Annotated in this window: 12 protein-coding genes; 4 read left to right on the forward strand and 8 right to left on the reverse strand. The window is 58.0% G+C overall.

Annotated features, from left to right (window positions below; translation table 11 throughout):
• Window positions 1–72: 72 nt before the first annotated feature.
• From livJ to ftsY, 6 genes are all read right to left on the reverse strand, one after another.
• On the reverse strand, window positions 73–1,173 hold the full coding sequence (gene livJ / locus INF77_RS10870) for a branched chain amino acid ABC transporter substrate-binding protein LivJ (RefSeq protein ID WP_193532243.1): 1,101 nt from the start codon (window positions 1,171–1,173) through the stop codon (window positions 73–75).
• A 197-nt stretch (window positions 1,174–1,370) separates the two neighbouring features.
• Window positions 1,371–2,636 carry a 4-aminobutyrate--2-oxoglutarate transaminase gene (locus INF77_RS10875; RefSeq protein WP_193532242.1) on the reverse strand — a complete coding sequence of 422 codons (1,266 nt, stop codon included), beginning with the start codon at window positions 2,634–2,636 and terminating at the stop codon, window positions 1,371–1,373.
• A 136-nt stretch (window positions 2,637–2,772) separates the two neighbouring features.
• Complete coding sequence (gene rpoH, locus INF77_RS10880) at window positions 2,773–3,630, reverse strand: RNA polymerase sigma factor RpoH (RefSeq protein WP_028015143.1); 858 nt, start codon at window positions 3,628–3,630, stop codon at window positions 2,773–2,775.
• A 251-nt stretch (window positions 3,631–3,881) separates the two neighbouring features.
• Complete coding sequence (gene ftsX, locus INF77_RS10885) at window positions 3,882–4,937, reverse strand: permease-like cell division protein FtsX (RefSeq protein WP_028015142.1); 1,056 nt, start codon at window positions 4,935–4,937, stop codon at window positions 3,882–3,884.
• Window positions 4,924–5,595: a cell division ATP-binding protein FtsE gene (ftsE, locus tag INF77_RS10890; protein ID WP_003861525.1), complete on the reverse strand. Its 672-nt coding sequence runs from the start codon at window positions 5,593–5,595 to the stop codon at window positions 4,924–4,926. Before ftsE ends, ftsX begins: the two co-directional genes overlap by 14 nt.
• A gap of 2 nt (window positions 5,596–5,597) precedes the next feature.
• Window positions 5,598–7,049 carry a signal recognition particle-docking protein FtsY gene (gene ftsY, locus INF77_RS10895; RefSeq protein ID WP_153657263.1) on the reverse strand — a complete coding sequence of 484 codons (1,452 nt, stop codon included), beginning with the start codon at window positions 7,047–7,049 and terminating at the stop codon, window positions 5,598–5,600.
• Window positions 7,050–7,176: 127 nt separating this feature from the next.
• Between ftsY and rsmD the strand changes: the two genes are divergently transcribed.
• Together rsmD and INF77_RS10905 are read left to right on the forward strand one after the other, a co-directional pair.
• On the forward strand, window positions 7,177–7,779 hold the full coding sequence (rsmD, locus tag INF77_RS10900) for a 16S rRNA (guanine(966)-N(2))-methyltransferase (RefSeq protein WP_028015140.1): 603 nt from the start codon (window positions 7,177–7,179) through the stop codon (window positions 7,777–7,779).
• Window positions 7,763–8,044 carry a DUF1145 family protein gene (locus INF77_RS10905; RefSeq protein WP_014882110.1) on the forward strand — a complete coding sequence of 94 codons (282 nt, stop codon included), beginning with the start codon at window positions 7,763–7,765 and terminating at the stop codon, window positions 8,042–8,044. The genes rsmD and INF77_RS10905 overlap by 17 nt, the downstream gene beginning before the upstream one ends.
• 60 nt (window positions 8,045–8,104) lie before the next feature.
• Here the strand turns inward: INF77_RS10905 and INF77_RS10910 are convergent, their stop codons facing one another.
• The gene (locus INF77_RS10910; protein ID WP_028015139.1) at window positions 8,105–8,461 is read right to left on the reverse strand and encodes a DUF2500 domain-containing protein; all 357 of its coding nucleotides are present in this window, start codon (window positions 8,459–8,461) and stop codon (window positions 8,105–8,107) included.
• A 129-nt stretch (window positions 8,462–8,590) separates the two neighbouring features.
• Here INF77_RS10910 and INF77_RS10915 point away from each other — a divergent pair, with 129 nt between their 5' ends.
• Together INF77_RS10915 and zntA are read left to right on the forward strand one after the other, a co-directional pair.
• Window positions 8,591–9,217 carry a lysoplasmalogenase gene (locus INF77_RS10915; protein WP_028015138.1) on the forward strand — a complete coding sequence of 209 codons (627 nt, stop codon included), beginning with the start codon at window positions 8,591–8,593 and terminating at the stop codon, window positions 9,215–9,217.
• 76 nt (window positions 9,218–9,293) lie between these two features.
• A complete protein-coding gene (gene zntA, locus INF77_RS10920; RefSeq protein ID WP_193532241.1) occupies window positions 9,294–11,465 on the forward strand; it encodes a Zn(II)/Cd(II)/Pb(II) translocating P-type ATPase ZntA in 2,172 nt (723 codons plus the stop codon).
• Between the two features lie 93 nt (window positions 11,466–11,558).
• Here zntA and INF77_RS10925 read toward each other — a convergent pair whose 3' ends face one another.
• Window positions 11,559–12,845, reverse strand: a complete 1,287-nt coding sequence (locus INF77_RS10925; protein ID WP_063438211.1) for a TRAP transporter large permease — start codon at window positions 12,843–12,845, stop codon at window positions 11,559–11,561.
• Between the last annotated feature and the right edge of the window lie 8 nt (window positions 12,846–12,853).

Genomic DNA, 12,853 nt, shown 5'->3' on the forward strand with positions numbered 1-12,853 from the left:
CTCACCCCGGCCCTCTCCCACGGGGAGAGGGAGAAAACATTAAAAAAGGCAACTTAAGTTGCCTTTTTGCTTTTATTTGGCGTCTGTCGCCGTTCCGTTCGCATGCCAGTCAAACACGCCGAACTCAAAGCCCTTCAGATCGCCTTTTGCGTCCCAGGAGAGCGGCCCCATCACGGTTTCCACCGTGTTGGCTTTCAGCCAGGTGGCAATCTCAGCCGGATCGGCTGACTGATTCAGACCCGCCTGCAGAGACTGCAGCGCTGCGTAGGTTGTCCAGACGAACGCGCCGCTTGGATCCTGCTTCTTCGCCTTGATGGCATCTACGATAGGTTTGTTCGCTGGCACCTGGTCGTAGTTCTTCGGCTTGGTCACCAGCAGACCTTCGGCAGATTCACCCGCGATGTTAGACAGGGAAACGTTCGCCACGCCTTCCGGGCCCATGAACTGGGTTTTCAGACCCGCCGCGCGCGCCTGGCGCAGGATCTGGCCCATTTCCGGGTGGTAGCCGCCGTAGTAAACGAAATCGATATTCTCTTTCTTCAGACGCGCCACCAGGGTGGAGAAGTCTTTCTCGCCAGCGGTGATCCCATCAAAGAAGACCACGTTGGCATTGCCTTTTTGCAGACCGTCCTGCACCGCACGGGCCAGACCTTCGCCGTACTGCTGTTTGTCGTGAACAATCGCGATACGCTGCGGCTTCACTTTTTCCAGAATGTACTTAGCCGCCGTTGGGCCCTGATCGGAGTCCAGACCGGTGGTACGCAGGGTCAGCTTGTAGCCGCGCGCGGTCAGCTCCGGTGCGGTCGCAGCTGGGGTGATCATCAGAATACCTTCGTCTTCGTAGATGTCAGACGCGGGCTGAGTAGAAGAGGAGCACAGGTGACCGATAACGTATTTGATGCCGTCGTTGACCACTTTGTTCGCCACCGCGACCGCTTGCTTCGGGTCACAGGCATCGTCGTATTTTACGATCTGCAGTTTTTCGCCCTTGATGCCGCCCTTAGCATTAATGTCTGCAACCGCCTGTTCTGCGCCCGTAAATTCCTGGTCGCCGTACTGTGCTACCGGACCGGACATTGCGCCCACCACGGCCACTTTAATATCTGCCTGCGCCATGGTGCTGAATGCCAACGCGATACATCCTGCCAGTAACGCTTTACCCTTCATGTTCATCCTGAGATTCCCCATTATTATGGTTATTACGATTGTTGTGATGTTGTTGTGCAGCGCTTTATTTCAGTTATTGGTGTGCTGTTCGCGCTTTTTCAGCATACTCTGCTAAAACATACCCCATTTTTATGATTTTGGAATAGCTAATTTGAAATGAATATATGATAAGCCCGACAGGATTTACCGCCGGGCTGGTGGCTTTAACGTGTCAGCGACGCGGAGATAATGTCCAGCGCTTTGCGGAACTGCGCTTCGGGGATGGTAAGCGGATAAAGGAAGCGGATCACGTTGCCGTAAACGCCGCAGCTCAGGAGCAGCAGCCCTTCGTTCAACGCGCGCTCCTGCACCTGACGGGTAAATTCCGGCGACGGTTGCCCGGATTGCGGATCGTTAAACTCCACCGCGACCATCGAGCCCTGGGCACGGATGTCGGCGATGAACGGGCAGTTTTCCTTCGCTTTGTTGAGCACTTCTACCAGATGATGGCCGAGGTGCGCCGAGCGCGTGCAGAGATCTTCCTCGTCAATCACGTCCAGCACCGCGTGTGCCGCGGCAATCGCCAGCGGGTTACCTGCGTAGGTACCGCCCAGACCGCCAGGTGCAGGCGCGTCCATCACCTCGGCGCGGCCCGATACCGCTGAGAGCGGCATCCCGCCCGCGAGGCTTTTTGCCATGGTGATCAGGTCCGGCTTCACGCAGTGGTGTTCCATCGAGAACAGCTTGCCGGTGCGGGCGAAGCCGCTTTGCACCTCGTCGGCAATCAGCAAAATTCCGTGGGTATCGCACAGGGCGCGCAGCGCCTGCATAAAATCAGCGGACGCAATGTTGAACCCGCCCTCCCCCTGAACCGGTTCGAGAATAATGGCCGCCACCTGGTCTGGGGCGATATCCGCCTTAAAGATGCGCTCCAGGCTTTTTAATGCTTCCGTCGTGCTGATGCCGTGCAGATCGTCAGGGAATTGAGCGTGGTATACCGAACCGGGGAACGGGCCGAAACCCAGCTTGTACGGCGCGACCTTACCGGTCAGCGCCATGGTCATAAAGGTGCGACCGTGGAACGCGCCGCCGAAGGTGATAAGGCCGGGGCGTCTGGTATACGCGCGGGCAATTTTGACCGCATTTTCGACCGCTTCAGCACCCGTCGAGAAGAAGGCGGTTTTGGCCGGGCCGTCAATCGGCACGCGCTGGTTGATGCGCTCGGCAAGCGCCACATAGCCCTCATACGGCACTATCTGGTAGGCCGTGTGGGTAAAAGCGTGGAGTTGTTTTTCGATAGCGGAGATAACTTTGGGATGGCGATGGCCGGTATTCAGCACCGCGATCCCGGCGGCGAAGTCGATGTACTCATTGCCTTCCACGTCCCACACCGTGGCGTTTTCGGCTTTATCAGCATAGAAGTTACACATCACGCCGATGCCGCGCGGCGTCGCCTGTAAACGCCGGTCATTCAGTTCGTTATTTTTCACCCTGACCCCCTGAGAAAATCGCCTGCTTAGCGCATCAGTAAGTGTTTGCCAGGGGGGAGAAATTCGCCAGAGCGGGCGCTAAAAAAACAAAACCCCCGAATTTGCATTCGAGGGCTCTCGGTGTACTTCGCGGTAATTACGCTTCGATAGCAGCGCGAAGTTTTTTCATGGCGTTCTTTTCAAGCTGACGGACACGTTCCGCAGAAACGCCGTAGCGGTCGGCCAGCTCCTGCAGCGTGGACTTGTTGTCTTCGTCCAGCCAGCGGGCGCGGATAATGTCCTGGCTACGCTCGTCGAGGCCTTCCATCGCATGGGTCAGCTTGTTCGCAGCCTGATCTTCCCAGTTGTCCTCTTCAATGCCGTCGGCAAAGTTAGAGGTTTTATCCTGCAGATACAGAACCGGTGCCATCGGCTGGCTGTCAGATGCGTCGTCGTCGGAGGACATATCAAAGGTCATGTCCTGCGCGGCCATACGGGATTCCATCTCACGGACGTCTTTGCTGGATACACCCAGCTCGCGCGCCACCATTTCCACTTCATCCTGATTGAACCAGCCCAGACGCTGCTTGGTTTTACGCAGGTTGAAGAACAGCTTACGTTGCGCTTTTGTCGTGGCGACTTTCACGATACGCCAGTTGCGCAGCACGTATTCATGAATTTCTGCTTTGATCCAGTGTACGGCGAAGGAGACCAGTCGCACGCCCACTTCCGGGTTAAAGCGACGTACAGCCTTCATCAGGCCGATGTTACCTTCCTGAATCAAGTCCGCCTGCGGCAGGCCATAGCCCGCATAGTTACGAGCAATGTGAACAACAAAGCGCAGGTGAGACAGGATCAGCTTTTTCGCTGCTTCCAGATCGCCCTGGTAATGCAGCTTTTCAGCAAGCTCCTTTTCTTCCTCGGCCGTTAACATCGGCCAGGTGTTCGCAGCCCGGATGTAAGATTCCAGGTTACCAACAGGGGCTAAAGCTAAAGTTTGCATTTCTTTGGTCATTCATTCCTCTCAATGTTTCTTCTGGTCCAGGCTGTCCCCGTCAGGCAACAACCATGCCAAAGCGTTTGAGCAACGAGATTAGCATTCACTCTTTTATCAGACAGTGATTTTATCCACAAGTTCCAGGTGCAACGGTGAATAAATTACGCACAAAATGTGACATGGAGATGATAACAGGGGAAGAGACAACAGGGACGCTTTCCCTGCAGAGCGAACATCTCGGTGCAGGGAAAGATTATATCACGCTTTTATTAGTCGGGAGTAAAGTGGCGTAAATGTTGAACCGTTGCCAGCCATGCGGCAATCCAGCCGATCATGGAGCACACCAGCAGCAACAGAAGGCACTCATCGAAGCCTAAGCCACTGATATCAAACTTAGTTCCGAAAACCTGCGCCACTTCGGTGACGGCAGACGAAAGCCGCATCACCAAAATTTCTGACAATATCAGTGAAAGAAATGCGCCGGAGAAACCGAGCAGTGCGCCACCGTAGAGGAACGGACGCAGGATGAAACCATCCGTTGCGCCAATCAGTTTTTGCACGTTGATGGTATCGCGACGCGCAAAGATGCTCAGACGCACGCTGTTACCGATGACGAGGAACACCGCCGCCACCATCAGCACGCCGATCATCGCCGACACGCGCCCCACCAGCCCGGTCAGCGCCGCAAGACGGGCAAACCAGCTGTCGTCCATGCGCACTTCATCAATCCCGTTGATGCGTGTGATGCGGTCGCGCAGGGTATTCAGCGAATCGGTACCCTGGAAATCCAGCTTCGGGATCACCACCGCCACGGCGGGCAGCGGGTTCTCTTCCAGCATGTCCAGCGCGCCGCCAAAGCCTGACCAGTTACGGAACTCGCCCAACGCTTCTTCACGGGAGAGATAATTCACCTTCTCCACGCCCTGCTCGGCCTGGATTTGCCCGACCACCTGCGCCGCCGCGTTATCGTCGAGCGCTTTATCCAGATAAACGGTGATCTGCGGTGACGGGTAATACTGCGACGCCGCCTGGTTGACGTTCTTATAGACCATGTAGCAGACGCTTGGCAGCGTCAGGGAGATGGCGATCACCATCACCGTCAGGAACGTCGCCAGCGGTTTGCTTTTCAGGTCCTGCAGCGCGCCGTGGAAGGCGTAGCGCACCTGTTCGTTAAACACGTTGGTCTTGCGGGAGGCCGGTTTCGGCGCCGCTTTCTGGCGCTTAGGCGCATTACGATTGCCGTCACCGCCGCCCTGCGGCTTACGGAAACGGTCGAACCGGTTCCCGAACTGCCGAATCTGGTTCATTGCATCACGCTTGTTCACCGTGGCCTCCGTGCAAATGCCCGTCGCTCAGGGTCAGCATGCGGTACGAACGACGGGAAATCAGCCCCATGTCGTGCGTCGCCATCAGTACCGTTACCCCTACGCGGTTGAATTCCTCAAACAGACGCAAAATCCCTTCGGACAGGGCATCGTCCAGGTTACCGGTCGGTTCATCCGCCAGCAGTACGGCAGGCTTGTTCACCACCGCGCGGGCGATGCCCACGCGCTGCTGTTCACCGCCGGAAAGCTGGATCGGGAAGTTCTTCGCTTTGTCCAGCAGCCCGACCTTGTCCAGCGCCGCAGAGACGCGACGGCGGATATCGTCATAGCTGGCGCCGGCAATAATCAGCGGGATCGCCACGTTATCGAAAACGGTGCGATCCATCAGCAGGTGGTGATCCTGGAAAATCATGCCGATCTGACGACGCAGAAACGGCACTTCACGGTTTTTCAGACGGCTAATTTCGTGGCCGCTGAACCAGATTTTCCCGGCGCTTGGCCGTTCGATCCCACAGATAAGCTTGAGCAGGGTACTTTTCCCCGCGCCGGAATGGCCGGTCAGGAATGCCATCTCGCCTGGCTGCAGGTGGAACGTCACCCCCTGCAGCGCTTGTCTCCCACCGAGATAGGCCTTGCTGACGTGTTCAAAGCGAATCATTGTTAGTCCTCTCGGGCAAATAATGCCTCAATAAAGTCGTCCGCCTTAAACGGACGCAAATCCTCAATACGCTCGCCCACACCGATGTAGCGGATAGGAATGCCGAACTGGTCGGCCACGGAGAAGATCACCCCGCCTTTCGCGGTGCCGTCCAGTTTGGTCAGCGTGATCCCCGTCAGTCCTACCGCTTCATGGAACAGCTTCGCCTGGCTAATGGCGTTCTGCCCGGTGCTGGCGTCGATAGTCAGCATAATTTCATGCGGTGCATCTTCGTCCAGCTTCTTCATGACGCGAACGATTTTCTTCAGCTCTTCCATCAGGTGCGATTTGTTTTGCAAACGCCCTGCGGTGTCGGCAATCAGCACGTCCACGTTGCGCGACTTTGCCGCCTGGATGGCGTCGAAAATCACGGATGCGGAATCTGCGCCGGTGTGCTGGGCAATAACCGGAATGTTGTTGCGCTGGCCCCACACCTGGAGCTGCTCAACCGCTGCCGCACGGAAGGTATCGCCCGCCGCCAGCATCACCGATTTGCCCTGCTGCTCAAACTGGCGCGCCAGCTTGCCGATGGTGGTGGTTTTACCCACGCCGTTAACGCCAACCATCAGAATAACAAATGGCGTTTTGCCTTCAATATTAAGCGGTTCGTCAACTTTTGCGAGAATTTCACCCATCTCGTCTTTCAGCAGGCCGTACAGCGCCTCGGCGTCGCGCAGCTGTTTGCGGCTCGCCCCTTCGGTCAGGTTGGCGATGATCTTACGGGTAGTTTCCACGCCCACGTCCGCAATCAGCAGCTGCTCTTCCAGCTCTTCAAACAGATCGTCGTCGATCTTCTTGCCGCGGAAAAGACTGATAAATCCGGAACCTAAGTTTTCTTTGGTTTTGAGCAGGCTGCGCTTCAGGCGCGCGAAGAAACCTTCTTTGGTCGGTTTTTCCTGCTCCTGAACGATCTCTTCTTCGGCCTGCTCTTCCACCGGCACGACGATTACCGCTTCTTCAGCCGCTTCCGCCGCCAACGCCTGAGCTTCCAGCTCTTCGTCGGTCAGCTCTGGCTCAAGTGCCGCCTCTTCTTCCACCGCCTCAACGATTTCCGCTTCGGCCTGCCACTCTTCGGCAGAAACCTCTTCAGCTTTAACCTCTTCGGGCAGCGGCAGCGCTTCGTGTTCGATAGCGGCCTGCGGCGCTTCGGTAAGGGTTTCTACGATAACCGGCTCTGGCTTCTCGCTCTCCTGAACCTGCTCAGTGACCTCAACCACCTCTTCAGCAAAGGATTCAATCTCTTCTTTGCTGTGCGCTGGTTCTTCCGCTTCGACAACCGCAGCGGTTTCGACAGGCGTTTCAGGCTGTGACTGCTCTTCTACAACCTGTTGCTCTTCGGTTTTCTGTTCTGTTTCTTGCTCTTTTTCACCGAAACCCAACCAGGAAAAGAAGCCACGTTTTTTTTGTTTTGCCATCTGCGACTACACTCCTCGCGGCGCTATATACAGGGAAGCTAAAAAAATGATGAAATAGTCTAACACTTTACTTAATTGACATCACCGCCCGCAATCGCAGGGCTATGGTTAACAGAGCTTTCCAGAGATGAAGAAACCCACCCGCGCCCCGGCCGGTCAAATTCGCATTATCGGCGGCCAGTGGCGAGGCCGGAAATTACCGGTGCCGGACAGCCCCGGTTTACGCCCTACAACCGACCGCGTTCGCGAGACGCTGTTTAACTGGCTTGCCCCATCAATGGTAGACGCCCACTGCCTGGACTGCTTCGCCGGAAGCGGTGCCTTAGGGCTGGAAGCGCTGTCGCGCTACGCCGCCAGCGCCACGCTGCTGGAGATGGAGCGCGGCGTTGCGCAGACGCTGCAGCAAAATCTGGCGACGCTGAAGGCGACGAATGCGAAAGTGGTCAACACCAATACGCTGAGTTTCCTCGCGCAGCAGGGTACGCCGCATAACGTGGTCTTTGTCGACCCGCCGTTCCGCAAGGGGTTGCTGGAAGAGACGTTATCCCTGCTGGAGCACAATGGCTGGCTGGCGGATGACGCGCTGATTTATGTAGAAAGCGAAGTGGAAAACGGCCTGCCACCCGTTCCCGTTCACTGGGATCTGCACCGCGAGAAGGTCGCAGGCCAGGTGGCTTATCGTCTGTATCACCGTCAGGCACAAGGAGGATCCGATGCCGGTACTGATTAACCTGGGACGCTTGCTGATGCTGGGCGTCTGGGCATTTTTGATTTTGAATCTGGTGCACCCGTTCCCGCGCCCGTTGAACATCTTTGTTAACGTGGCGCTGATTTTCACCTCGTTCATGCACGCCCTGCAGATGGTGATGCTGAAAAACGGCCTGCCGAAAGATGGCCCGCCGATGACCGGCTGGCAGCAGCTGCGGGTGTTTATTTTCGGCGTGTTTGAACTGCTGGTGTGGATGAAGAAGTTTAAGGCGCAGGTGAAGAAGTAAGGTGCGGTGTGATGCCCTCACCCTAACCCTCTCCCACTGGGAGAGGGGACCGATCGCGCATTATTCAGCCCTAAAACCTACAAAACGCGACCCTTTATAGCTCAGCGTGCCTTTCTCTCCCACCGTCAGCTGATGGTATTGCTGCGCCTCCAGGCGGAAGGTCATCTCCAGACCGCCGGTTTCCGGCTTAAAGCTGGCTTCATAGCGCATGCCGGTGCCCGCAGGCGTCACCTGCTGCTGGCGAGAGCGGCGGTCATTAAGCGGTTTCTCGCGTTTGTTCGCCACCACTACGCGCTTTTGCATCAGCGGCGCGGCGTCGTTGTCCGCCTTTTCGCGGCGCTGCTGCACGAAGCGAAACGAGGCGGCAATGACGATAATCGCCACCACGATAATGAAAAACAGCGGCATCTTGCTCATTGAAAAATCCCATCAGATTATGCGGAATTCAGGATACCTCGCCTGCCCCGGCATTGCCAAACGCCCGCTCGCGTCACTACACTGGATCAGAAACTGATTATTCAGCCTCAACAGTTACAGGGAGTTAATATGCTTTGGTCATTTATCGCTGTCTGTTTTTCCGCATGGCTTTATGTCGATGCGTCCTATCGCGGTCCAGCCTGGCAGCGCTGGTTGTTTAAACCCGTCACGCTGCTGTTGCTTCTGCTGCTCGCCTGGCAGGCTCCGATGTTTAACGCCATCAGCTATCTGGTGCTCGCCGGGCTGTGTGCCTCCCTGATTGGTGATGCCTTAACCCTGCTGCCGCGTCAGCGCCTGCTGTATGCCGTGGGGGCATTTTTCCTCTCCCATCTGCTGTATACCATCTACTTTGCCAGCCAGATGACGCTCTCCTTCTTCTGGCCGCTACCGCTGGTGCTGCTGGTGATTGGCGCGCTGCTGATTGCGGTGATCTGGTCGCGTCTGGAAGAGATGCGTCTGCCGGTATGCACGTTTATCGCCATGACGCTGGTGATGGTGTGGCTGGCCGGTGAACTGTGGTTCTTCCGTCCGACATCTCAGGCGATGTCCGCGTTCTTCGGCGCGGCGCTGCTGTTAATCGGCAATATCGTCTGGCTGGGCAGCCACTATCGCCGCCGCTTCCGCGCGGATAACGCGATTTCGTCCGCCTGCTACTTTGCCGGGCACTTCCTGATCGTGCGTTCATTGTATATCTAAATAACGCTTGACTCTGGAGTCGACTCCAGAGTGTATGCTGCGGTTAATGAGAAAATTATCATTACCGGAGACTGCCATGTCGACTCCAGAAATTCCAAAAAAAGTCCCACAATTCTCGGCGCTTAAGCTCAGCCCGGTTCCGCCGAAAGACGACTGCTGCTGCGAGGGCGCGTGCGAAACGCAGGTCGACGCGCTGCCTGAAGGCGGCAACCGCTACAGCTGGGTCATCAACGGCATGGACTGCGCGGCCTGCGCCCGCAAAGTGGAAAACGCGGTGAGGCAAGTACCGGGCGTGAACCACGTTCAGGTCCTGTTCGCCACCGAAAAGCTGCTGGTCAGCGCCGAAAAAGACGTCAGTAAGCAGGTTGAAGCCGCCGTCAGCAAGGCGGGCTACGCTCTGCGCAGCGAAGCAGTCCCCGCTGAAAAAACGTCTCCGCTAAAAGAAAACCTGCCCCTTATCACGCTCGTCATCATGATGGCCCTGAGCTGGGGTCTGGAGCAGATTAACCACCCGTTCGGTAATCTGGCGTTTATTGCCACTACCCTGGTCGGGCTGTTCCCGATTGCCCGTCAGGCACTGCGCCTGATGAGAAGCGGCAGCTGGTTTGCCATTGAAACGTTGATGAGCGTGGCGGCCATTGGCGCACTGTTTATTGGCGCGACGGCGGAAGCGGCGATGGTGCTGCTGCTGTTCCTGATCGGCGAGCGGCTTGAGGGCTGGGCAGCGAGCCGGGCGCGCAAAGGGGTGAGCGCGCTGATGGCGCTGAAGCCAGAAACCGCCACGCGGGTTAATGAAGGCAAACGTGAAACGGTCGCCATCAACACGCTGCGACCGGGCGACGTGATTGAAGTCGCCGCGGGTGGGCGTCTGCCTGCCGATGGGGCTCTCGTTACCGCCACCGCGAGCTTTGACGAAAGCGCCCTGACCGGGGAATCCATTCCGGTGGAGCGTGCGGCAGGCGAAAAAGTCCCTGCCGGTGCCACCAGCGTCGACCGCCTGGTGCAGCTCAAAGTCCTGTCCGAGCCGGGCGACAGCGCCATCGACCGTATCCTGAAGCTGATTGAAGAGGCCGAGGAGCGCCGCGCGCCGGTCGAACGCTTTATTGACCGCTTCAGCCGGATTTACGCCCCCGCCATCATGCTGGTCGCCCTGCTGGTTACCGTTATTCCACCGCTGTTCTTCGGCGCGCCGTGGGAGGGCTGGATTTATAAAGGGCTGACCCTGCTGCTGATTGGCTGCCCGTGCGCGCTGGTGATCTCTACGCCCGCGGCGATTACCTCGGGGCTGGCGGCGGCGGCACGTCGCGGGGCGCTGATTAAGGGCGGCGCGGCGCTGGAACAGCTGAGCCAGGTTCAGCACATCGCCTTCGATAAAACCGGTACGCTGACGGTTGGCAAGCCGCAGGTCACCGGCGTCTATCCGCAGGACATCAGCGAAGACGAACTGCTGATCATGGCCGCCGCCGTTGAGCAGGGCTCCACTCACCCGCTGGCGCAGGCGATAGTGCGTGAAGCGCAGAGACGCGGGCTGGCTATCCCTTCGGCAACCGCCCAACGGGCGCTGGTCGGGTCAGGGATTGAGGCCGTCGTCGACGGCAAAAAGGTGCTGATTGTTGCGGCAGGCGCGTTCTCTCATCCACAGGTTGAGGCGTTAGAGCAGGCCGGGCAGACGGTCGTTGCCGTGATGCAGGACGGCATGTCGAAGGGCATGCTGGCACTGCGCGACACTCTGCGCGATGACGCCAAAGACGCCGTGGCGGCGCTGCATCAGTTGGGCGTACAGGGCGTGATCCTCACCGGCGATAACCCGCGCGCGGCGGCTGCGATTGCCGACGAGCTGGGGCTGGCGTTTAAGGCCGGATTACTGCCTGCGGACAAGGTCAGCGCGGTAACCGAACTGAATAGCCGCGCGCCGCTGGCGATGGTCGGTGACGGAATTAACGATGCCCCGGCGATGAAGGCCTCAACCATTGGCATTGCCATGGGCAGCGGCACCGACGTGGCGCTGGAGACCGCCGACGCGGCGCTGACGCACAACCGCCTGACCGGGCTGGCACAGATGATAGATCTTGCGCGGGCGACGCGCGCCAATATTCGCCAGAACATCGGCATTGCGCTGGGTCTGAAGGGGATATTTCTCGTCACCACGCTGCTCGGCATGACTGGCCTGTGGCTGGCGGTGCTGGCGGATACCGGGGCGACGGTGCTGGTCACGGCGAACGCGTTGAGATTATTACGGCGGAAATAAAAACGCCCGGTGGCGGCTGCGCCTTACCGGGCCAATAACAACTCTGAACCGTAGGCCGGGTAAGGCGCAGCCGCCACCCGGCAAAAAACGGCGTTACTGCATCCCTAACATCCTCGGCAGCCACAATGATATCGCCGGGATATACGTCACCATCCCCAGCACCACCAGCAGGATGCCGTAAAATGGCAGCATCGCCCGCACCACGGTTTCAATCTTCTGCTTACTCACCGCGCTCGCCACAAACAGCACCGATCCGACCGGCGGGGTGATCAGCCCGATCCCCAGGTTAACCATCATGATCATCCCGAAGTGCACCGGGTCGATCCCCAGCGCGTTGGTCACCGGCAGCAGCACCGGCGTCAGGATCAGGATGATCGGCGCCATGTCCATCAGCGTGCCGATCAGCAGCAGCATGATGTTGAGATACATCAGGATCACGTACTTATTATCAGAGAGCGACGTGAAGAACTCGGTGATGCGCATCGGCAGCTGCATGTAGGTCATCACCGCGCCAAACGCCGCGGCAAAGCCAATCAAAATCATCACGATGGTGACAGTTTTCACCGTGCGGCACATCAGCTTCGGCAGTTCGCTCCATTTGTAGTCGCGGTAGATAAACATGGTGACGAAGAATGCCCACAGGCAGGCCACGGCGGCGGATTCCGTCGCCGTAAATATCCCGGACAAGATCCCGCCGAGGATAATCACCACCGTCATCAGCCCCCACAGGGCATCAAGTAAAATCTTCACCGCCTGCTTAAACGGGATTTTCTCACCCTTCGGGTAACCGCGCTTGTGGGCGAATCCGAGACAGAGGATCATCAGGCACAGCCCCAGCAGCAGCCCCGGCAGCACGCCGGCGATAAACAGCGTGGCGATGGAGACCGTTCCCCCCGCCGCCAGGGAATAAATCACCGAGTTGTGGCTGGGCGGGATCAGAATCGCCTGCACCGACCCGCTCGCCGTGACCGCCGCCGCGTATTCGCGCGGATAGCCCTTCTTCTCCATCTCCGGGATCATCACGCTGCCGATGGACGCTGTATCCGCCACCGACGAGCCAGAAATCGCGCCGAAGAACGTCGAGGCGACGATGTTCACCAGCGACAGCCCGCCGCGGATAAAGCCGACAAACACATAGGCGAAGTTAACCAGCCGTCGGGCAATGCCCCCTTCCGCCATGATCGCTCCGGCGAGGATAAAGAACGGGATCGCCAGCAGGGTAAATTTGTTCACCCCACTGGTGATCTGGATCATCAGCGCCTCCAGCGGTAAATCAATCCACAGCGCACCTGCCACGGCGCTCAGCCCCACGGCGAAGGCCACCGGCATCCCCAGCGCCAGCAAAATGGCGAGGGTGAATAACAAAACAAAAGCATCCATTGTTCACC

The organism is Enterobacter cloacae complex sp. P1B, assembly GCF_014982345.1.
Lineage (GTDB): Bacteria > Pseudomonadota > Gammaproteobacteria > Enterobacterales > Enterobacteriaceae > Enterobacter > Enterobacter bugandensis.